We start from the raw sequence: 21,903 nt of genomic DNA on the forward strand, positions 1-21,903 counted from the left end.
GGGTAAAAATTTTTCGTCTTCATGCAAAAAACCGCCGGAAATGTTCCGGCGGAATGTGGAAATGCTGGTGGGCAGCTGCATGGAATTCTCTTCCGCGCTATTTCACCCGACGTAGGCGCGCGATATAAAATCCGTCGCTGTGGAAATGCTGCGGTAACAGCTGTACCGAGCCTCCCTGTATACTATCCATTTCGCGGCTCACGTCCGGGAAGGAATGACCCTCTGCCAATTCATACTCCGAATGTTCGCTTAAAAACCGAGTCAATTGTCCTTCATTTTCGTCCGGCTCAATCGTGCATGTACTGTATACCAGAATGCCACCTGGCTTCAACAGTCCCGCCACACTATCCAGCAGCTCATGCTGAAGCTGTGTAATGTCGCGAACATCCTGCGCAGTTTTGCTCCAACGCAGGTCCGGTTTACGACGAATTACTCCAAAGCCAGAGCATGGTGCATCCAGCAAAATACGGTCAAAAGAAGCTGGGGCATATCGTTCCTTCAGTTCTAGCGCATCACCAGTGACTGTTTCCACGGCATCCAGGCCAAGTCGTTTAGCCTGTTCACGGATTAATTGATGCTTATGGGCATGCAGATCATTTGCAACGATCCGACCGCGATCCTTCATCAGCTCAGCCATATGAGCTGTTTTGCCGCCTGGAGCGGCACAGCAATCCAGTACCAGCATACCGGGCTCAGGAGCAACTGCTTCGGCAACGAGCATAGAGCTTTCATCCTGTACGGACAGCGAGCCGTCCGTATACCACGAGGTAAGCGCCATATTGCCACCGCTACGAACAACAATCCCATAGGGACTAACTGCCGAAGGAACGGCATCAAGTCCTTTTGAGCGCATCTCGTCCAGCAGCTGATCACGGCTGGTCATTGTCGTATTCACCCGTACGCTGACCGCAGGGGGCTCATTATTAGCCTGACAGATAGCCTCAGCAGTATCTGCACCGTATTGCTTAATCCAACGCTTAACCAGCCACTGTGGATGAGAATGTTCTAATGAAATCCGTTCCTCTGGTGACAAATCGTCAGGAATACGCAGCTTGTCCGGCTCACGCAGCATGCTGCGGAGCACGCCGTTGACCATACCGGAAATCCCCTGATGCCCACGACGCTTGGCAATGGTCACCGCTTCACTAACGACTGCATGATCCGGAACTCGATCCAGATACACCACCTGATACACACTCATCCGCAGCAACGAACGTACCCAAGCCTGAAGCTTGGCCGTTCCTTTTTGAACAAATTTATTCAAAAAATAATCAAGTGTATTTCGGCGTGCGACTGTACCGTATACAAGTTCAGTCGCCAGACCAGCGTCACTTGCAGATAAACCTGCCTGCTGAAGTCGACGATTTAACTCAAGATTGCTATACGCACCCTCTTGCTCCACACCGGTCAACACATCAAGTGCAACTTCCCGCGCCGTCTGTTTGCGAGTATTGCCGGATCTGGCACCCACTCCCTTGCCTTTGCCTCCCTGACGGGAGTGACTCCCGCTCATCCGAGCACCGTGCCTGGCTTCATCTGTCCGCCGCGCGCAAAGGTTCCGGCATCCATAACCTTTTTGCCAGCCGGTTGAACCTGAGTCAGCCAAAGAGTTCCCTCGCCTGTCTGCACCTCAATGCCACGAGCGGTCAATTGAAGAACCGTTCCGGGTGCTGGAGCATTTGAGCCACTCACTTCATTATTTATGAAAGGCTGCTCAGCAGCCCATATTTTAAAAACATTTTCCTCCCAAAGCGTAAACGCGCCGGAAAAAGGTACAAGGCCGCGAATCCGGTTGTATATCTGCTGTGCATTGTCACTCCACGAAATACGCTCATCGTCACGGTTCAGATTCGGAGCATAGGTCGCCTCGTCCTCGTTTTGCGGCGTACGGTCTGATTGGCCTGCCAGCAATTTAGGCAGCTCGCCCTGCAAAAGCTTTGCTCCAGCTACGCTTAGCTTCTCAAAAATCGTACCGGAGGTATCCTCTGGCTCTATAGCAACCTCAACTCGCGATATCATATCGCCAGTATCCAGTCCTTCCGCCATATACATCAGCGTCACACCCGTCACGGTCTCACCGTTAATAATCGCACGCTGGATCGGTGCACCTCCCCGATAACGGGGAAGTAACGAACCATGCACATTCAGGCAGCCGAAACGAGGCAGGTCTAGTACGGATTTTGGCAAAATTTGCCCATAGGCTGCGGTTACGATCAGATCAGGACGCAGCTCCGCCACCTGAGCCACCGCTTCTGGCTGGCGCAGGCGGGTCGGTTGCAGTACAGGTAATCCGCGTTTTTCTGCCGCTTCCTTAACTGGTGTAGGCGTTAATATTTTTTTCCGTCCCTGTGGCTTATCGGGCTGTGTAATCACACCGACCACGTTATAACCATTATCCAGTAACATGTTCAACGAAGGCACTGCAAACTCAGGCGTACCCATAAAGATAATACGAATGTCTTGACTCATCGAACCTCACTCTCCTATCTGACGGTTCGGTCCTGGCTGTTCCAGCGCAACCTCATATACTTTTTCTGCAATATCCGTGAACAAAATTCCATTTAAATGGTCGATTTCATGCTGAAAAGCACGAGAAAGCAATCCTGTCGCTGTAACGGTAATGGCCTTACCCTCGCGGTCCAGTCCCTTGACTGTAACTTTCTCGGCACGACGCACATCCCCGTTCAACCCTGGTATACTCAGGCAGCCTTCTGGACCCAAGTCCTCCCCTTCTTCGGCCACGATTTCTGGGTTGATCATTTTAATCAAACCATGTTCATCTCCAGCATCTACAACGATGAGACGCTTCAAAATACCTACTTGCGGAGCAGCAAGACCTACACCCTCCGCTTCATACATCGTATCTGCCATATCGTCGAGCAGCTTTTGCACGTTAGGTGTAATTTTAGTAACTTCCTTTGCTACTTTGTGCAATACATCATCCGGCTCCAACACTATAATTCTAATTGACATGACAACAGAACACCTTCCTCTTTATCCTTTTTCCTTCGTTTAGGCTTAACTGTATTCATCACAAACGCGACTGCTACATTATCCTATGTACGGACGACTTGTCCGCATTAATTGTGCTAATAACTTTTGTGGCAACGCTCTACATAAGCATTTGTGGATCAACATCCAGACTAATCAGCAACTTTTGCGCCTGTGCGGATTCGGCCATTTCATCAGCTACTTGCTGAGCCAAACTAATCGCGTCGATATTTCCACGCCATTTTATCATACATTGAAATCGGTATCTATTCTTGATTCTCGAAATGGGAGAAGCTACTGGCCCCAAAATGTCGAGTACATCCGATGTAAGACGATCCATATTCCCGAACCAGCCTCGTTGTCTGGCCCGTCCCTGTAGTGTTGCTGAATAATTCTCTGCCAGCCGGACCAGCACCGGGAGTTGTTCATGAGAAAAGGTTACCAAAATAAGACGGCAATATGGTGGATAGTGCAAATTGCGGCGGTGTTTCAATTCTTCCCTCACAAAAGAAGCATAATCATGGCGACTTGCGTGAATCACCGAATAATGCTCTGGAGTATAGGATTGTACGAATACTTCCCCTGGCAATTGATGTCTCCCAGCACGTCCAGCTACTTGTGTTAACAGCTGAAATGTCTTTTCCGCAGCCCGAAAATCCGGTAAATTGAGAGCTGAATCCGCAGTAATGACACCAACCAGTGTCACATCGGGAAAGTCCAGGCCTTTGGCAACCATTTGAGTACCGAGCAGCACGTCCGCTTTTTTATCACGAAATTGCTTGAGGAGCTTTTCGTGGGCATTTTTTTCTGTCGTTGTATCAACATCCATTCGAACAACACGTATACCGGGGAATAGCTTCGCCAGCTCTTCTTCCACTCGCTGGGTACCTGTACCGAAATAGCGAATATGCTCACTACCGCATTCAGGGCAAGTCTGAGGCACAGGCTCGGAATAACCACAGTAATGACAACGTAAATTGTTCGACCGCTGATGATACGTAAGCGAAATATCACAATGCGGACAGCCCGCCACATAGCCACAGCTACGGCACATGACGAATGTGGAGTGTCCACGCCGATTCAACAGGAGCACCGTCTGCTCCTTACGCTCTAACCGCTCTGCAATCCCATTATGCAACGCACGGCTAAACATAGAGCGGTTGCCAGCACGCAGTTCCTCACGCATATCCATGATATGTACTTCGGGTAACGTGTTCCCCAATGCGCGAGTTGGCATTTCAAGTAGCAACGGCGCAAACTCGTCGTTGCTTTGTGAGCGAGCCGCATAGTAGCTTTCCAGCGACGGTGTAGCCGAGCCGAGAATAACGACAGCCCCATGCTGATGGGCTCTGCGAATGGCGACATCACGCGCATGGTATTTAGGTGTCTCTTCCTGCTTATAGGACGTTTCGTGCTCCTCATCCATAATAATAAGACCTAACTCACGAAAAGGCGCAAATACTGCCGAGCGAGCACCAATCGCCACTTTCACACGGCCTTCGCGTATTTTGCGCCACTCATCGTACCGTTCTCCTCCAGACAACCTACTGTGCATCACTGCTACCTGATCGCCAAACCGACCTTTAAAACGCTCAACCATTTGTGGGGTTAACGATATTTCAGGTACCAGCACAATGGCCTGCCGATTCTGCTCGATACAACGTTGAATCGTCTGTAGATAAATTTCCGTCTTACCGCTCCCCGTGACTCCATGCAACAAATAAGCTCCTTGCTCACGCGTGTCCAGCTGGCGAATAATCCGTTCATACACCGACTGCTGCTCTGCTGTGAGAGGGAGTGGCTCTGTAGGCTTGAAGTGTCTGCCCCGGTACGGGTCGCGGAACACTTCGACATCCTCCAGCAACACATAGCCCTTATCTTCCAGCGCCTTAACCGTTGCAGCAGACACACTCAATGAGGTCATGACTTCCTTGAGCGACAGAGGCAAAAACTCGCTACGTTCCAGCAAAAAAGCAAGTACCTCCCGCTGACGCTGTGCTTTGGCAGAAAATTGCTCCAGTACCGTTGATGCCTCGTCTATGCCGATAGCCAGATCAACGGATTTCATGGTCTTTTTGCCAAGCTTGTCTTTAATAACTTGACTTTCCTGAAGCACACCCCGGCGTAACAGTGATTTAATAACCTCCGCTTCCTCAGGGAAACGTCGACTGAGTTGCTGCAACGGGACTTGCTCCTTCTCCTGAATGAAGCTGACAATCCGACGCTCTGTCGGATCACTCATACCATCGTCGGTCAGAAGTGCCCATTCGAGCTCATCGCCCTGATTCGGTTGTATACTACGCTGTGGATGCGTTAACTCATGCTGTTCCGCAATTGAGATATAACGTTCTGCTTTGCCTTTGAGCGCGGTAGGAATCATCACTTGCAATGCCATAATTTGATTACAAGCATAACGTTCACTCATCCACTTGCCCAGTTCGACTAGGTCGGCAGATAAAGGTGGCACCAAATCCAGCAACTCCTGAATCGCTCTCATCCTGTATTTCGGTGGTTCCTCAGCTGGGACTACCGAGATGACGAAAGCCTGCACCGTCCGTTTGCCAAATGGCACAGCTACCCGACTACCCGGCTCAATCCAAGGTCTCATTGAATCCGGTATCAGATAATCGAAGGTGCGGTCCGTATCCTTGGCAGGTACATCGACAATGACCTTGGCAACTAAATTGCCCGTCTCCATTAATGCAGCACCCCACCCATGCGTCCCGCGGCTATAGTAAGCAACTTACGCGCAACTTCTTCCTTTGACTGTACAGGAATACGCTCAACGATCCCGCTTCGGTCATAAATTTGAACAGCATTCGTATCGACGCCAAAACCAGCACCATTCACAGTTACATCGTTTGCCGCGATCAAATCACAATTTTTACGTTCTAATTTATCTTTCGCATACGTCTCCAAATGTTCAGTTTCAGCTGCAAAGCCAATTAAAAATTGATGTTTCTTACTCCGTCCGAGTGATTCTAGAATATCGACGTTCTTCACTAACTCTAGCGTAAATACACTATCTTTTTTCTTGATCTTGGTCTGTGCTATCTCACGTGGTCGATAATCTGCAACTGCAGCAGCCATAACGACCATATCGCTCGTTTCCCATTGTTTTAATACAGCTGCGTACATGTCTTCAGCCGACTGGACTCTTTCAAGCATAATACCAGCAGGCGGTTCCGCACTGGTATTGGCAGCAATCAAGTGCACCTCTGCCCCCATCTTTTGAGCCACTTTTGCAATGGCGAAACCCATTTTTCCAGATGAATCATTTGTGATATAACGCACTGGATCAATTCGCTCGATCGTGCCTCCAGCCGTTACAATGACTTTTTTACCTGAAAGCACCGATTCATTCTCATTCACAGGTGACTCAGGCACTTGAGCCTCCATAGATTCGCCACCAAACCATCGGGATTCAGACTTAATGTTGTTTTTTTGTTCCTGGGCTTGCTGATCAAAAAAGTGCTCTATGGTTTGCACAATTGTGTCCGGCTCTTCCAAACGTCCTTTGCCAACGTAACCGCAAGCCAGTAATCCTTCACCAGGCTCAATCATCTTCACGCCACGTGATACAAGCGTCTCCATATTTTGCATGACTGCCGGATGAGTGTACATATGTACATTCATCGCAGGTGCCACCATAATAGGCGCTGTTGTAGCCAACAACGTTGTAGACAACATATCATCAGCAAGGCCATGCGCCATTTTTCCGATAATATTCGCAGTTGCAGGTGCAACAAGCACCAAATCAGCCGCATCTGCCAGATGAATATGGGATACGACGGACGGCTCTCTTTCATCAAACGTATCACTGTACACCGGATTACGAGAGAGCGACTGCAACGTAAGCTCGGTAATAAACTCCTTAGCAGAAGCTGTCATAATCACATGAACATCGGCGCCCTTTTGTGTCAACCTACTACATAACACAGCCCCTTTGTAAGCAGCAATTCCACCGGTTATACCTAGAATAATAACTTTCCCCTTCAACATCGTTAACTCCCCCTGACCTAAAAAAATAACAACCTTGCGGTTGTCAAAGGAATTGGCATTACGCCCGGTTATAATGATTGTCTATAATTCTTATTCTTCTTCGCCGCTTTCAAGTAGAAGATGATCTGCATAGATCTCTTCCAAAGCTACTCCAACCTGTTTGTGGGATTTAGGATTCTTGAGGGTCGTCTTTTCACCCTCGCGCAACTGTCTGGCACGACGTGAAGCCGCTACAACCAACGAATACTTACTATCTGCCTTTTTCATCATTTCATCAATGGAAGGATACAGCACGAATAGACACCTCTTCATGTAGTTTTAGGACTGTATAAGCTGAACTCCAGTGTACACCTTCAAGCTCAGCTTATACAGTATTATTTCTCTTTAGGTACGCTTGGCATATGTAAAGCCCTCGTTTAAGGATGAACCTTACAATGTTCGGCGATAATAATGGATTCTATTCGTTTACAAGCGAAATCAATCTCATCATTGACGACCGCATAATCATAGTGACGCAACAGATTCATTTCATCCACAGCTACCGACATACGGTGGTCTATGGTCGCTTGAGTTTCTGTGCCCCGTCCCCGGATTCTATCCTTTAATTCATCTAGCGAAGGCGGAAGCAGAAAAATGAATATGCCTTCTGGAAATTTTTCTTTAACCTTTAGCGCTCCCTGAACTTCAATCTCCAGAAAAATATCTTTTCCCTGCGCAAGCGTCTGATCTACAAAATCACGTGGAGTACCATAATAGTTCCCTACATACTCAGCATACTCCAGCATTTCATCTCGTTCAATCATACCCAAAAATTCTTCACGCGTTTTAAAAAAATAGGTCACTCCATCCTGTTCGCCTGAACGAGGTGTTCGAGTTGTAGCAGAAACGGAGTACGTTATCTCTGGTAGCTTGTCACGCAATGCGTTGCCTACCGTCCCTTTACCGACACCCGAAGGTCCGGATATTACAAATAATAATCCCTTAGCCATAGTACACTCCATTTTTATTCGTCATTGTCATCATCTTTAGTGGATAGGCGATGAGCGACCGTCTCCGGCTGCACCGCAGACAGGATTACATGATCACTGTCTGTAATAATAACAGCCCGCGTCCGGCGGCCATAGGTAGCATCAATTAGCATATGACGGTCCCTGGCTTCCTGTATAATCCGCTTGATCGGAGCAGACTCCGGACTGACGATGGAGATAATTCGGTTGGCCGACACGATATTGCCGAAACCAATATTGATCAATTTGATTGCCATATTCAGGTCTTTCCCCCTATACATGTGACTCTTGCAGCCGTGCCGCTACCAGGTAGCTACTCAATATTTGCAGCCTGCTCACGAATTTTCTCGAGCTCTGCTTTCATCTCAACGACCAAATTAACCAAGTTGAGATGATTAGCCTTGGAGCCGATCGTGTTGACTTCTCTGTTCATTTCCTGGATTAAAAAATCTAATTTGCGACCGGCCGGCTCGTCCGATAGCAGCAACCCCTTGCACTGCCCAAAGTGACTTTGAAGCCGGGTAAGTTCCTCATCAATATTGCTGCGATCCGCGAATAACGCAATCTCCATTCCGAACTTATGTTCATCAAGCGTAAATGAACCGTCCTGAAGCTCTTTAAGCCTGTGTTTCAGCCTGTTACGGTAGTCGCTCACAACATGAGGAGCCAGCACCGTCATTTCATGATGCAGGGATTCCAGACGTAAAATACGGGATTTCACATCTTGCGCCAAATGCCTGCCTTCTCGCCTTCTCATCTCCAGTAAACCTTGCAAAGCTTCATTCAAAGCTCGCTGTAGTTGCTCTTCCCAGTCCTCTTCGTCTCCATGGAAAGCCTCTCCAGGCTCACCCAGAACGTCAGGCAAAGCAAGAATATCGCTTATCCCTAACGTTCCTTTCACTCCATAACGATCCGCCAGCTGCTCCGCTGCATGCAGGTAAGCCTGCACCACAGTGTCATTTAACCGCGCGGCGGGCATCTGTTCTTCATCACGTTCCCTGTGGATAAAGACATCGATACGACCGCGTTTAATCTGCTGTTGAACCGTTCTTCTCAAGCCATCTTCGTAACGAGTCCATTCGCGCGGAATTCTCATCATCACTTCGCAATAGCGGTGATTTACCGATTTCAATTCCAAGCGCACTTTATAGCCCTCATAATGAAGGATAGCTTGACCGTATCCGGTCATACTCAATGACATCGGCATCACATCCATTATACTATTGTAATTGATTATTATAGTCGAAACAAGGGGGCCTGTGCGCGGCCTGATTTTTGCCATACGTAAGAAGTCAGTTCAGCTGTCATTTCATAGAACATAAATGGAGTCATAAAATAGATACCATTAAAATGTTCCATTGCCGTATCGAGTAACTCCTTGGCAATAGACACACCCATTGCTCGTCCTTCCGGACCCTCAAGGCCAGACATACGTGCACGCACCTCATCGGATAACTGAATGCCTGGTACTTCATTGTGCAAGTATTCTGCATTGCGCCCACTAGCCAGCGGCATAATACCGATAAAAATCGGTACTTCCAAATGTCGTGTCGCTTCCGCGATGGCTGCAATCAACTCGTGGTCGTATACGGGCTGAGTCATAACATAGTCGGCTCCGGAGGCAATTTTCTTCTCCAACCGCTGTACGGCTTTACCCAAATGCTTGACGTTAGGATTAAATGCGGCACCTACCACAAAATTAGCTTTCTGCTTCAGTGGCTTACCGGAAAATGCGACACCATCATTTAATTGCTTGATCATGCGTATGATTTCAAAAGAGGTCATATCATACACCGAACTGGCGCCTGGCAAATCACCGAACCGCGCCGGATCTCCAGTAACCGCCAGTACATGGTCAATACCGAGCGCGTCAAAACCCATCATGTGGGATTGAGTACCAATCAGATTGCGATCACGACATGCTATATGAATTAATGGACGCAAGCCTGATTCAATACTGACCAAATGTCCAAGCGCCATGTTGCTCATGCGAGTGACTGCAAGCGAGTTGTCAGCCAGTGTAAGCGCGTCAGCCCCGGCTTTCTTCAACGCATGAGCACCTTGCATAAACCTCGTAATGTCCAGATCGCGCGGAGGATCCAGTTCTACAATGACCGTATGTCGTTCCTTTACAAGATCCACGATGTTGGGCTCACTGGTATGTCTGCCATTTCCTCGTTCCCCTTCATCTGCAATCTGCTCCGCCACTTGAAAGGACTCTTTCGACAAAGCTTCTTTTGAAGCAAGAGGAGGCGGTTGCAAACGGTTCAAGGCTTTGGATATAGCAGCAATATGATCCGGTGTAGTTCCGCAGCAACCACCGAGCAGCCTCGTTCCCAGGTCTACAAAGGATTTGGCACATTCTCCAAAATATTCAGGTGATGCACCGTATACATAGTGACCGTCCACATAATCTGCTAGTCCCGCATTCGGATATACGGACAACGGTACAGACAAAGGGCCGTCCAGCTGCTCCATTACACTCATAATTCCCTGCGGACCCGAGTGACAGTTAAATCCAAGGATGTCTGCCCCCTCATTACGCAGCACCGAAAAAGCTTCCGCCACTAAAAAACCATCCTGAGTACGACCAACCTGATCGACCGCAAACTGACAAATCACCGGAATATCACTATATTTACGTACACTGTGAAGCGCTATGCGTATTTCATCCAGCGAATAAAACGTTTCGCACAAAATACCGTCGACTCCTTCGGAGAGAAGGGCATCAATTTGCTGTTCATAGTTTCTTGCCAGCTCCAGCTTTGATATGTTAAGCCGCTTTCCCCCACATATGGAACCCACTGCACCTACCACATAATGTTCAGGTCCGGCCGCATCTCTGGCAATTCTCACACCAGCACGATTGATCTCTTCTACCTTAGATTCCAGTCCAAACCGGGCTAACTTATAATCATTTGCAGAAAATGTATTAGTCTCCAGCAATCGAGCTCCTGCACTTAAATATTGACCATGCACGTCTGATATAACATCAGGCGAAGTGATGTTCAGTTCTTCGAAAGACGTATTTACTGGAAATCCTAGCTGATATAAAAAAGTCCCCATTGCGCCGTCTCCGACAATAATTTCACGATTCAGCACAGTACGCAAATCCGGTTTCATGTCCTCTGCTCCACCCCGCTCTTTATTTTCATACTAATGTAACATAAAGAGACTTCAAACATAAGCCAAAAACTAAAAAAGCCGCCCCACTCCCCGACAATATGATATCAGGAGTGGAGCGGCTTGATTCATCTTTTCTATTTCCTACTACATTTTCCCATTGGAAGAATGGAGAGAGTAAGCGTAAAAAGTCCCTTTTTTATTCACTTTAGCCACAATAGAATCCGTTCCCTTTTGCTGCTTGTAGAACGTATATTGATTCCCTTGAACTTTCACTTTATAGCCGGTCAAATTGATATTAAATAACATCTGAGCCTTGGGCTTGACTAGCTTCAAAGCTTCTGAGGCAGTATATTTCGGGCTTGCAAATGTTTTTTTGAAATCTGCGTCATCATTCCAGTCCACCCCATAGGTGGATACGGCCAGCACTTTACCGGTTACCGCGCTAATTTTGACCTCACTGGCCTCGTTTGCATCCTCAAACGACCAATATGAAAGCCCCTTCGCTTCGTCCTTGTACCGTGAAGCGTGCTGCACCTTAATTGGCTGTCCACTCACACGCTTAAATGTATTCATTGCACGGTTCAGTATCAGAGGGTCCACCCGCTTCAGCGCATAGTCCGCGTTGATGGTAATAGCGTTACTTCGATCCACATCCACATACAACGAGGAAGCCTGTTCTCCTGCGCCCCAAAATACCCAGTAATTTGATGGCTTGTTGGACTGATAAGGGGATTTGACCCGCCAAAATGCTTCAAATTGCAAAGGACGCTTGCTGTCAAACGCTTTGGCGCTGTTTAGCACTTTCGTCTTGAGTGGCGCGTTCATCGCTTTTCCCAAGCTGCTTATTTTATATCGTATGGTTGTAGAATCTACTCTATTTTTTTCTTTATTATATTCTGTCTGCAACGTAGCAGTTCCATCTTCTAGTCCGCCCTCTACAATCCAAGTTTTCCCCATATCCGTCACATCGTCAAATTGAAATGCTGTCTTCGAGCCGATGAGTTCTTGCACCGCTTTTTCTAAACGGCTTACCACTGTCGGAGTTAGCGACCCAACCTGCTTATCCGTCGTTTCCGCGGCGGCAGGAATGGTCGCCGCCTGAACCGGAAGCGCGGTGGCTACAAATATGAAGACTGTAACTGCTGAAATCCAACGAAATTTCCGCACTATGAACGGCCTCCTTATTGTTTTTCATTTTCTATATTATACATCGTTCAGGCGCCAAAAAAAGACAGAATGTTGCTTTGTTCATCATATTCCTTGTATACAGGGGCATCTAAGTCCAAAAAAAGAAGACCTACTAAGGTCTTCTCAGGCTGTCGAGAAAGTCTCGACAGCCTATTTTATGTTAATTTTGTTTAAGACGACACCGCGTTAATGTTGTATAATATAGGTAACTATTGTAGAACGGATGGTGTTGATATGCTACGCTCCAACCGCGAAAAACAACAATCCTACGAATTTGTTTCCATCGAAGATCTGGTTCCTCAAGATCACTTGCTCCGCAAAGTAGATAAGTATATCGATTTTTCGTTTATCGATGATAAAGTTCGATCACTGTATTGTGCAGACAACGGGCGTCCTGCCATTGATCCTACCGTATTGTTTAAAATGATCTTTCTCGGTTATTTCTATGGCATTCGCTCAGAACGGCAACTCGAGCGAGAAATTCAGACGAACCTAGCTTATCGTTGGTTTCTGAGGTTGGGCTTAACGGATAAAGTTCCGGACCATACGACGATGAGCTGGAATCGTCGTACTCGCTTTAAAGACACCACGATCTTTCAAGATATCTTCGATGAAATTGTGCTGCAGGCGATCTCTCACCGAATGGTGGGTGGGCGTGTTCTCGTCACCGATTCCACACACGTCAAAGCCAATGCTAACAGGCACCAGTACACCAAAGAACAAGTGTTGCAGAATACTAAAGACTATATGGACGAGCTGAACGAAGCGGTGAAGGATGACCGGAGAAACCACGGAAAAAAGCCTTAAAATCCCGAGAGGAAGTGAACGAAGAAAAAGAAATTAAAGTGAGCAAAACAGACCCGGACAGCGGCTATATGATCCGTGATGGCAAGCCCGAAGGCTTCTTCTATCTGGACCACCGCACGGTGGATATGAAGTACAATCTGATTACGGACGTGCATGTGACACCGGGGAATGTACATGATTCTGTCCCCTATTTGTTCCGTTTGGATCGCCAAAGAGAACGTTTTGGTTTTCAAGTAGAAGCTGTTGCACTAGATTCAGGTTATTTAACAACGCCGATTTGCCGAGGTTTGCAGAACCGAAAGATTTTTGCCGTGATTGCTCACCGAAGATTCCATCCCAGACAAGGACTGTTTCCGAAATGGAAGTTTGAATACGATGCCAAACGCAATGCGTATAGATGCCCAGCCCAACAGGAACTGCCCTACCGAACGACGGACCGTAAGGGATACCGGCAGTATGCCTCTGACCCAGCTCAGTGCCAGCATTGCCCACTGCTAAGTCAGTGTACCCAGTCTCGAAACCACCGCAAAGTGGTGACTCGGCATGTCTGGGAAGACAGCAAAGAGTGGGTACGGAGCAACCGGCTGAGCCCATCTGGTAAAAAGCTGTACCGCAAACGAAAAGAGACGATTGAGCGAAGCTTCGCGGATGCCAAAGAGCTCCATGGGTTTCGCTATTGCCGTTTGCGCGGTCTTCCAAACGTCAGGGAACAAGCCCTTATGACGGCAGCCGTGCAGAACATGAAGAAGATGGCGATCCACCTAGATCGCCTGGAGAAACAGGGGTAACCCCCCTGCTTCTCCAGAGACCAGAGCATTATGATGTAAAAAAGAAACCCACGTCTCAAAATGACGGGGTTTCTCGACAATCTGAGAAGACCTACTAAGGTCTTCTTTTCACTCACTTCTATACGATTCATAAGTAGTTGCACGTTATCTTTATAGTCACATGATTCAGAACAGACGACCTTCGTACACGATCTCAGCCGGACCCGTCATATATATGTGATTATCTTCCTCGCTCCATTCGATATCCAGATCGCCGCCCTTCAGGCTTACAATGGCGTGGCGGTCGCTATATCCGTTTAGTACAGAAGCAACAAGCGTAGCACAGGCCCCGGTTCCACAAGCTAGCGTCGGCCCGGCTCCTCTCTCCCATACTCTCATATCTATATGCTTACGGCTACGTACCGTGGCGAACTCAACATTTGTTTTTTTAGGGAATAACGGATGGCATTCCAGCTTTGGCCCCCAGGCTTCCAGATCAAAGCTTGGCGCATCCTCCACATAAATGACACAGTGCGGATTCCCCATAGATACAGCCGTAAAGCGAAAACCACTTCCTCCAGCTTCAATGGGCTCATTAATTACGCTAGTCAGATCCAGAGTAGTCGGAATCTTCAAACCCTCAAGAATTGGCTCTCCCATATCTACCTTCACCATACGAACAAGTCCATTCTCTACAGTTAGTTCGACCTGCTGTACACCTGCACCCAGCGTCTCAATCGTGATCTGTTCACGGTTGATATGCTTACGGTCATATACGTATTTGGCAGCACAACGGATAGCATTACCGCATTGTTCGGCCTCTGAGCCGTCCGAGTTAATAATGCGCATGCAGAAATCCGCTTTTTCTGATGGCAATATATATACCAACCCATCGGCGCCAACACCAAAATGTCGATCACATAGCCGAACAGCTAATTCCGAGGCGTCAGACGGCAACTCCTGATGCCCAAACCAAACGATAAAATCATTACCTAGACCGTTCATTTTTGTGAATTCCATAGCTTACCTCCGCCGTTGCTGCTGATGTCATGTTCCTCATGAAGCTTTGATCCCATGATATCATACAGGGCAATAGTGGGAAAGCGATGCGATATGCATAACCCGATTTCTAGGATGAAAACTTCGTACGTCCCGCTGAAAAGTGTGTATTTCCGCCGCGACGACGGTTGCGTCGACCGCCCCACACACTTCCCGCTCCCATCAGAAACGTCGGAATCCCAGCTGCGACAATGGATAGCGCCCACTCACGCAAACCGAGCGGTACCGTTTTGAAAATAGGTTGCAGCATAGGCACGTACATAACCACTAGCATTAGTACTATTGAAGACAGCACGGCAAGCACAAGATAACTATTTTGAAACGGATTACGATGGAAAATAGAACGGGAACTGCGGCAATCAAACACATGAATTAACTGCGCCAGAACTAGCGTAGCAAAGGCAACGGACTGTGCTTTGATCAGTTGTCCTGCGTCATCCGGTGCAATACGTAATGTCAGCCAGAAGGCCGCTAGCGTACATAAACCAATCAACAAGCCACGACTAATGATTTTCCAGCCCAGTCGACGAGCAAAAATATTTTCCTTTGCGCCACGAGGTTTGTGCTCCATGAGATCCTTTTCTGGTTGGTCCACCCCCAGAGCCATCGCTGGTAGGCCATCTGTCACCAGATTCACCCATAAAATCTGGATCGGTAACAAAGGTAATGGCAGCCCGGCCATCATGGCAAAAAACATCGTCAAAATTTCACCCACATTGGAGGCGAGTAGATAACGGATAAATTTACGGATATTCTCGTAAATATTCCGTCCTTCCTCAATTGCGGCTACAATCGTAGAGAAATTATCATCACTCAGAACAAGCGCAGCCGCTTCTTTGGTCACGTCCGTCCCTGTAATACCCATTGCAATGCCGATGTCCGACGCCTTTATCGCTGGAGCGTCATTGACGCCATCTCCAGTCATGGCTACGACATGTCCGCGCCTTTGCAGTGACTTGACGATCCGTAGCTTGTGCTCCGGCGAAACCCGTGCATATACAGAGACGGTATCAACGGCTTTGTCCAGCGACGCATCATCCATCGCAGACAATTCCTGTCCTGTTAACACGTGGGATCCGCGCTGAAAAATGCCCAGCTGCTGTGCAATGGCCTCTGCAGTTGTACCGTGATCTCCGGTAATCATCACAGTGCGAATGCCAGCACGACGACACTTGCCAATGGCTTCGCGAACCTCGCGACGTGGCGGATCAATCATGCCTGTCAGCCCGATAAAGATCAGTTGTGCTTCAGCCTCCTCAACCGTGGAGACACGCTCATGCGAGCGGATATCACGGTAAGCGACACCAAGTACACGTAGCGCCTCCGAGGCCATTCCTTCGTTAGCTGCCAGTACCTTTTGGCGCAGCGTACCCGTTAACGGAACGACATTTCCTTCCCATAAAATGTAGGAGCACTGGCCCAGCAATACATCCGGTGCACCTTTGGCAAAGACAATGTGTCCTCCCTGGTGGCGTACGAGTACCGACATTCGCTTCCGATCCGAGTCAAAAGGAAATTCTCGCTCCCTTGTGTATAGCTCATATAGCCCTTGTCGCGTGACTCCGCCCTTGGCAGCTAACGTGACCAGCGCTCCTTCCGTCGGATCACCCTTTAGCTCCCAAACGGAGGACGGCGTCGGCTCTTTGGTTTTCTTTTTCGAACGTAGCTCCTCTGTATCGGCTTGAACAATTTCCGCATTGTTGCAAAGCACACTGGCTTGCAGCAGTCTACGCAGAGATTGTCCGTTTTTAAGATCGGCAGGAAGGTCTCTATCCATAATATGCCCGTGAGGGTCATAGCCCTCTCCCGTAACTCCCCAGAAGCGGCCGTCCAGCCATAGCTTGGTAACCGTCATTTTATTTTGGGTCAGGGTACCCGTTTTGTCGGAACAAATGACAGATGCACAGCCGAGCGTTTCAACAGAAGGCAGCTTACGCACAATCGCCTTTCGTTTAATCATACGCTGCACACCCAATGCGAGCGCAATCGTCACAATAGCTGGCAACCCTTCCGGTATAGCCGCCACAGCCAAGCTCACTCCGGCCAAGAACATGCTCATGGCTGGCTGTCCATGTAAAATGCCTGCTACGACAACGAGCACCGTTAGCGCCAACGCTACGATAATCAAAATTTTGCCCAATTGCTCCAATCTGTGCTGCAACGGTGTCTCCTGCGACTCCGTATTTTCTATCAAGTCTGCGATCTTACCCATTTCGGTACTCATACCTGTACGTATAACTATTCCTTGTGCGGTTCCTCTAGTCATCATCGTGCCCATAAAACCGATGTTTTTTTGATCCCCAAGTGGTACCTCGGCGGCATGAATAGGGCGGCAATGCTTACTCACCGGAACCGATTCACCTGTCAGGGCGGACTCCTCTACATCACAGCCGTTCGTACTCAACCACCTTACATCTGCGGGAATGCGATCACCACTTTCCAGCAGCACAATATCACCCGGTACCAGTTCTCTGGCTTGAACTTGAATTCGTTTTCCGCCCCGCAACACTTTGGCGGTCGGAGCCGATAGTTGTCTCAAAGCTCGCAATGAACGCTCAGCTCTGAATTCCTGTACAAAGCCAAGAATTCCATTCAGTACAACAATAGCAATAATGGTAATCGCGTCCAAATACTCGCCAAGCAGGCCGGATATCAGAGTCGCTCCCATCAATACAAGCATCATAAAATCCTTGAACTGGTTGAGCAGCAGCAAGATCGCCGAAACTCGCTTCCCCTCGCTCAGCTCATTCCATCCTGACCTTTCTCTTCGTTCCGTAAGCTGTTCCTCCGAAAGACCCTGCTTCGGGTCGACTTCCAGACTTGTTGAAAGCTGTTCATTGCTTAATTGGTGCCAGTGTGCTTGTTCCATTCTCCCCAATTCCCTCCCGGTCAGATAGTCCGTTTCCGTCGGTTGTGCGTAGGATGGCTGCCCGTTATTATATTTTTATGCCGCGATTGCTGATAAGCTGGACAGACTTTCTAGATTCAATCTATTCGGACAGGATCTGAAATATCACAAAGCCGCTTAAGTTTTGTCCCAAAGTTATGTATCATAGAAGGAAGGCGAAAATACATTTGCTTCAAAGGAGAACAAAATTATGGCATTGGACGGAATCGTAACTCGCGCTATCGTACACGAACTGCAAGGCATCCGAGGCGGGCGCATTAATAAAATACATCAGCCAAACGATCGCGATATCGTGCTGAATCTGCGGGCACAAGGCGGAAGCGTAAAGCTGCTGCTATCGGCTAATCCGACCTTTCCGCGTGTACATTTAACAGATCAAAGCTTTCTTAATCCGACAGAAGCTCCTATGTTTTGTATGCTTCTTCGCAAGCATTGCGAAGGAGGCGTTATCGAGAAAATCACGCAGGTGGGCATGGAGCGTATTATTCACATGGATATACGTCAACGTGATGAACTGGGAGATGTTTCACTCAAACGAATTATCATTGAACTGATGGGTAGACACAGCAACATTATTTTGCTTGACCCGGAAACAGGCGTGATGTTGGATGGCATTCATCATGTCACACCGTCTATTAGCAGCTATCGGGTCATTATGCCCGGCTTTCAATACACGGAGCCTCCTGAACAAAACAAGCTGAATCCACTAGAAACAGAAGAGGCGGCTTTCAGATCCTCGTATCAAACAGCGATTGAGGCCGAAGAAACCCCCAAACGCTGGATCGTGAACACTTTTACCGGGCTCAGTCCCCTCATTGCTGAAGAGATACTAACTCGAGTAACTAATGAAGTATCTGGTGGTAGTGATCATTCACTATGGAGTACATTCAGTCACATCATGGATGACGTGCGGAATCATCGTTTTCAGCCGGTATCTGGACTAAATGCACAAGATAAAGTGATATTCTCAGCTATTCCGCTGACGTTGATCCAAGGAGAACGTAAGGAATACGCTACGATCAGTGAGTGTATGGAGGACTTCTTCGGTGAAAAGGCAGAAAGGGATACGGTTAAGCAAAAGGTCAGTGACCTACTGCGGTTTCTGCAAAACGAGCGAAGTAAAAATGTAAAAAAACTCGACTATCTCCAGCAGGATTTGGCCGAGGCGGAAGATGCCGATCAATTTCGCATTTATGGAGAGTTGCTGTTCGCTTCGCTGCATGAGGTGAAAAAAGGGGACAAAGAAGTGACGCTCACCAACTTCTATGATGAGGAACAGCGTCCAATGACCATCCCACTGGACCCACTACTCAACCCGTCGGATAATGCACAACGGTATTTTAAAAAATACAACAAATATAAAAACAGCCTGGCTGTCATTGACGAACAACTGGAGAAAACACACGAAGAAATCCGTTATATGGACAGTCTTCTTCAGCAGCTAGCCCATGCCTCTATGAATGACATTGAGGAAATACGTGAAGAACTGGTTCAGCAGGGCTATCTCAGAGATCGGGTCAAAAAAGGAAAGAAAAAGAAGAAAAACGACCGTCCAACCCTGCACGTCTATACATCATCCGAAGGTATCGAGTTACTGGTTGGCAAAAACAACTTGCAAAATGAATATGTAACAAATCGACTGGCCGGACCAAATGACACCTGGCTGCACACAAAGGATATTCCGGGGTCACACGTCGTTATACGTGCTGAGCAATTCGGAGATGCGACGCTGGAGGAAGCAGCTCAACTCGCTGCTTATTTTAGTCAGGCCAAGCAGTCCAGCAGTGTACCTGTGGACGCCACCCTGATTCGACATGTACGTAAGCCTAGCGGAGCCAAACCTGGCTTTGTCATCTACGACCATCAGCGTACGCTTTTCATTACACCCGATGAGGAACTAGTCAAAAAGCTGCCGAATCGCATCAAAAACGGCTAAGTCCTACTAGCCTATTGAATCCACAAAAAAAGCCCTTTGTTCTTTGCACGATACACTTCTTGTGTTCCATGCATAAGGCAAGGGGCTTTTTATTTACTTTTGTCCAACAGCAGCCTTCCTCAATTCCTCGACTACCTGCCCTTCCACACTACGGCTACCCAGATCACCGTGAAAAATAACACCTTGACGCGCGCCGTGAAAATCCGAGCCGCCAGTTGCAATGAGGCCATATTGCGCCGCCATCGCAGTATATCGGCTCTCAGCCTCAGCATCATGGTCCGAATGTCGCACCTCCAAGCCCGCAGGCTTCGCCTCCTCTATAATAGAACGAACCAGCTCATCATTTCCGTACAAGCCAGGGTGGGCCACCACGGGTACCCCTCCTGCTTCACGAATCCAGTTTATGGCCTCCGCAGGCTCTACACGGGGTACAGACACATATCCGGGCGCTCCTTCCGCCAAGTAACGGTCAAACGCGTCCCGCATATCCTTCGCATATCCTTTTTGAACCAGCGTATCCGCCATATGCGGACGTCCAATGCTTTCATCTGGTGCCAGCGGTCTGCCCATCGTAGCCACCACTTCACCCAGTGTGATTTCCACACCTAGACTACGCAATTGACTCAAAATCAAATCATTACGGGTATCCCGTGCCTGGCGAAGCTTTTCCAACCGTTCCAAAAACACTTTATTGCGGTAATCCATAAAATAACCGAGTATATGAATATCCTTATCGCCAGCTCGAGTACTAATTTCCACTCCCGGCACCACAGTAATTCCTATGCGTTTTCCCTCTTCCAGAGCTTCCTCCAGGCCAGCTACCGTATCATGATCTGTAATGGCCACACCTGCCAGTCCTTTTTCCTTGGCCCAGCGCACATTATCTGCAGGTGGTTGCATTCCGTCAGATGCTTGGGTGTGTGTGTGTAAATCATATCGTTTTACGTTAATCTGCTCCTTCATTATACATCCTCCTTCTCTTTCACCTTTGCAAGCTCGTCCTGCGAGTCCCCCAGGACGTCCGTTCCCTGATCATGACGACGCAAGTAAGACAGGAAGGTTACTACCGGAATCGGCAACAACGCCGACTTCAAATGAATTGCATAAAATTCTCGTTTGAACGTGATATCTGAAATATTTACAATTTTCAATAATCCGAGCGCAACTTCATGCTTCACCGAAGAAGGTGATAGCATGGTAATACCCAGTCCAGCCTCCACCGCCGATTTAACCGCTCCAGTGCTCCCCATCTCCATTACAATCCCAAGTCGGGAGGCATCCATACCACGATTTTTCAGCTCATCTTCTATTACTTGACGTGTACCAGATCCCTTTTCTCTGGCTACAAAAGGATGCTTGAACACATCTTCCAGAACCACTTTTTTAGCCTTGGCCAGCGCATGTCCTGAAGGCACAATCAGTTTCAGTTCGTCCTGCATCACAGGTTCCACCACGATATCCGGATGCTGGACTGGGGCCTCAATCAGTCCTAAATTCAGCTGATGTTTTAGTATATCATCCATAATCTGAGTTGTATTCATCACATTCATCGCCATGCGTATATGAGGGTATTCCTGACCAAACGGTCCCAACATTCTGGGTACAATATACTCACCAATCGTTAGGCTGGCGCCAATATGCAATCTTCCCTCCAACATGTGAGTAAAAGCAGACATCGCCTCGTCAGCTTCCCTGATCAGTTGCATGCTTTTTTTCGCAAAAGGCAGGAGTGTCGCTCCCGCCTCTGAAAGTTCGATTTTTTTAGTCGAACGTTGCAGCAGTTTCGTGCCAAAATAATCTTCCAAAGACTGAATTTGCATCGTCACCGCAGGTTGTGTCATATGCAGCGCTTGTGCCGCCGCCGAGAAGCTCCCGCGTTCCGCTACGGTATAAAAAATGTGCAACTGATGAAAGTTCATACTGACAGCCCTCTCCCCTCTGTTCTCCCTATTTTAACATAAGAAAAACGTCTGTCGAAAGCATTTCCAAGTAAACTTACTGAATTGGGTAGTTTTATTATTGGAAAATAAAAAAAGCATGCAGCTAATAACTGCATACTTTCTACTTAAACTTAACGGTATTCAAGAAGTTTGGAGATTTTTTCATCTGAAG

General features: G+C 48.0%; 17 protein-coding genes. 2 read left to right on the forward strand and 15 right to left on the reverse strand.

Features of this window, described 5'->3' with window-relative positions; translation table 11 throughout:
* Positions 1 to 97: 97 nt before the first annotated feature.
* The 11 genes from rsmB to NSS94_RS15145 form a co-directional block, all read right to left on the reverse strand.
* The gene (rsmB, locus tag NSS94_RS15095; protein ID WP_029517203.1) at positions 98 to 1,513 is read right to left on the reverse strand and encodes a 16S rRNA (cytosine(967)-C(5))-methyltransferase RsmB; all 1,416 of its coding nucleotides are present in this window, start codon (positions 1,511 to 1,513) and stop codon (positions 98 to 100) included.
* Positions 1,510 to 2,469, reverse strand: coding sequence for a methionyl-tRNA formyltransferase (fmt, locus tag NSS94_RS15100; RefSeq protein ID WP_029517202.1), 960 nt, complete (start codon positions 2,467 to 2,469; stop codon positions 1,510 to 1,512). The genes rsmB and fmt overlap by 4 nt, the downstream gene beginning before the upstream one ends.
* Positions 2,470 to 2,475: 6 nt before the next feature.
* The gene (gene def / locus NSS94_RS15105) at positions 2,476 to 2,973 is read right to left on the reverse strand and encodes a peptide deformylase (protein ID WP_029517201.1); all 498 of its coding nucleotides are present in this window, start codon (positions 2,971 to 2,973) and stop codon (positions 2,476 to 2,478) included.
* A 139-nt stretch (positions 2,974 to 3,112) separates the two neighbouring features.
* Positions 3,113 to 5,689 (reverse strand): primosomal protein N', encoded by a 2,577-nt coding sequence (priA, locus tag NSS94_RS15110; RefSeq protein WP_029517200.1) that lies wholly within the window; start codon positions 5,687 to 5,689, stop codon positions 3,113 to 3,115.
* Entirely contained in the window at positions 5,689 to 6,993 is a 1,305-nt protein-coding gene (gene coaBC, locus NSS94_RS15115) for a bifunctional phosphopantothenoylcysteine decarboxylase/phosphopantothenate--cysteine ligase CoaBC (protein WP_341039577.1), read from the reverse strand. The genes priA and coaBC overlap by 1 nt, the downstream gene beginning before the upstream one ends.
* A 90-nt stretch (positions 6,994 to 7,083) precedes the next feature.
* Entirely contained in the window at positions 7,084 to 7,287 is a 204-nt protein-coding gene (gene rpoZ, locus NSS94_RS15120; RefSeq protein WP_039270867.1) for a DNA-directed RNA polymerase subunit omega, read from the reverse strand.
* Positions 7,288 to 7,409: 122 nt separating this feature from the next.
* A complete protein-coding gene (gene gmk / locus NSS94_RS15125) occupies positions 7,410 to 7,982 on the reverse strand; it encodes a guanylate kinase (RefSeq protein ID WP_013310894.1) in 573 nt (190 codons plus the stop codon).
* A gap of 14 nt (positions 7,983 to 7,996) precedes the next feature.
* Complete coding sequence (remA, locus tag NSS94_RS15130) at positions 7,997 to 8,257, reverse strand: extracellular matrix/biofilm regulator RemA (protein ID WP_005548256.1); 261 nt, start codon at positions 8,255 to 8,257, stop codon at positions 7,997 to 7,999.
* 56 nt (positions 8,258 to 8,313) lie between these two features.
* Positions 8,314 to 9,201: a YicC/YloC family endoribonuclease gene (locus NSS94_RS15135; RefSeq protein ID WP_069012751.1), complete on the reverse strand. Its 888-nt coding sequence runs from the start codon at positions 9,199 to 9,201 to the stop codon at positions 8,314 to 8,316.
* Between the two features lie 35 nt (positions 9,202 to 9,236).
* A complete protein-coding gene (locus tag NSS94_RS15140; protein ID WP_069012752.1) occupies positions 9,237 to 11,123 on the reverse strand; it encodes a bifunctional homocysteine S-methyltransferase/methylenetetrahydrofolate reductase in 1,887 nt (628 codons plus the stop codon).
* A gap of 147 nt (positions 11,124 to 11,270) precedes the next feature.
* Positions 11,271 to 12,293, reverse strand: a complete 1,023-nt coding sequence (locus tag NSS94_RS15145) for a hypothetical protein (protein ID WP_069012753.1) — start codon at positions 12,291 to 12,293, stop codon at positions 11,271 to 11,273.
* Between the two features lie 255 nt (positions 12,294 to 12,548).
* Here NSS94_RS15145 and NSS94_RS15150 point away from each other — a divergent pair.
* A protein-coding gene (locus NSS94_RS15150) for an IS1182 family transposase (RefSeq protein ID WP_341039579.1) occupies positions 12,549 to 13,909 on the forward strand; the annotation gives its coding sequence in 2 pieces (ribosomal slippage) (positions 12,549 to 13,116 and positions 13,116 to 13,909; 1,362 coding nt in all).
* A gap of 165 nt (positions 13,910 to 14,074) precedes the next feature.
* Here the strand turns inward: NSS94_RS15150 and dapF are convergent.
* Positions 14,075 to 14,908 carry a diaminopimelate epimerase gene (gene dapF / locus NSS94_RS15155; protein ID WP_029517632.1) on the reverse strand — a complete coding sequence of 278 codons (834 nt, stop codon included), beginning with the start codon at positions 14,906 to 14,908 and terminating at the stop codon, positions 14,075 to 14,077.
* 109 nt (positions 14,909 to 15,017) lie between these two features.
* A complete protein-coding gene (locus NSS94_RS15160; protein ID WP_069010587.1) occupies positions 15,018 to 17,816 on the reverse strand; it encodes a calcium-translocating P-type ATPase, SERCA-type in 2,799 nt (932 codons plus the stop codon).
* Between the two features lie 229 nt (positions 17,817 to 18,045).
* Between NSS94_RS15160 and NSS94_RS15165 the strand changes: the two genes are divergently transcribed.
* Positions 18,046 to 19,791, forward strand: a complete 1,746-nt coding sequence (locus NSS94_RS15165; protein WP_069010586.1) for an Rqc2 family fibronectin-binding protein — start codon at positions 18,046 to 18,048, stop codon at positions 19,789 to 19,791.
* Positions 19,792 to 19,884: 93 nt separating this feature from the next.
* Here the strand turns inward: NSS94_RS15165 and NSS94_RS15170 are convergent, their stop codons facing one another.
* Together NSS94_RS15170 and NSS94_RS15175 are read right to left on the reverse strand one after the other, a co-directional pair.
* A complete protein-coding gene (locus tag NSS94_RS15170) occupies positions 19,885 to 20,754 on the reverse strand; it encodes a PHP domain-containing protein (protein ID WP_341039581.1) in 870 nt (289 codons plus the stop codon).
* Positions 20,754 to 21,710, reverse strand: coding sequence for a selenium metabolism-associated LysR family transcriptional regulator (locus NSS94_RS15175; protein WP_029517636.1), 957 nt, complete (start codon positions 21,708 to 21,710; stop codon positions 20,754 to 20,756). The genes NSS94_RS15170 and NSS94_RS15175 overlap by 1 nt, the downstream gene beginning before the upstream one ends.
* Positions 21,711 to 21,903 lie beyond the last annotated feature (193 nt).

Origin of the sequence: Paenibacillus sp. FSL L8-0644 (assembly GCF_038008165.1) — a bacterium.
GTDB lineage: Bacteria > Bacillota > Bacilli > Paenibacillales > Paenibacillaceae > Paenibacillus > Paenibacillus polymyxa_D.

What these genes read in the sequence shown, in the direction of transcription:
- NSS94_RS15175 (WP_029517636.1), bottom strand. Translation starts at nt 21,710, where the DNA reads ATGAACTTTCATCAGTTGCACATTTTTTATACCGTAGCGGAACGCGGG.
- rsmB (WP_029517203.1), bottom strand. Translation starts at nt 1,513, where the DNA reads ATGAGCGGGAGTCACTCCCGTCAGGGAGGCAAAGGCAAGGGAGTGGGT.
- NSS94_RS15135 (WP_069012751.1), bottom strand. Translation starts at nt 9,201, where the DNA reads ATGTCATTGAGTATGACCGGATACGGTCAAGCTATCCTTCATTATGAG.
- NSS94_RS15160 (WP_069010587.1), bottom strand. Translation starts at nt 17,816, where the DNA reads ATGGAACAAGCACACTGGCACCAATTAAGCAATGAACAGCTTTCAACA.
- dapF (WP_029517632.1), bottom strand. Translation starts at nt 14,908, where the DNA reads ATGGAATTCACAAAAATGAACGGTCTAGGTAATGATTTTATCGTTTGG.
- coaBC (WP_341039577.1), bottom strand. Translation starts at nt 6,993, where the DNA reads ATGTTGAAGGGGAAAGTTATTATTCTAGGTATAACCGGTGGAATTGCT.
- NSS94_RS15140 (WP_069012752.1), bottom strand. Translation starts at nt 11,123, where the DNA reads ATGAAACCGGATTTGCGTACTGTGCTGAATCGTGAAATTATTGTCGGA.
- fmt (WP_029517202.1), bottom strand. Translation starts at nt 2,469, where the DNA reads ATGAGTCAAGACATTCGTATTATCTTTATGGGTACGCCTGAGTTTGCA.
- def (WP_029517201.1), bottom strand. Translation starts at nt 2,973, where the DNA reads ATGTCAATTAGAATTATAGTGTTGGAGCCGGATGATGTATTGCACAAA.
- NSS94_RS15170 (WP_341039581.1), bottom strand. Translation starts at nt 20,754, where the DNA reads ATGAAGGAGCAGATTAACGTAAAACGATATGATTTACACACACACACC.
- remA (WP_005548256.1), bottom strand. Translation starts at nt 8,257, where the DNA reads ATGGCAATCAAATTGATCAATATTGGTTTCGGCAATATCGTGTCGGCC.
- NSS94_RS15165 (WP_069010586.1), top strand. Translation starts at nt 18,046, where the DNA reads ATGGCATTGGACGGAATCGTAACTCGCGCTATCGTACACGAACTGCAA.
- gmk (WP_013310894.1), bottom strand. Translation starts at nt 7,982, where the DNA reads ATGGCTAAGGGATTATTATTTGTAATATCCGGACCTTCGGGTGTCGGT.
- priA (WP_029517200.1), bottom strand. Translation starts at nt 5,689, where the DNA reads ATGGAGACGGGCAATTTAGTTGCCAAGGTCATTGTCGATGTACCTGCC.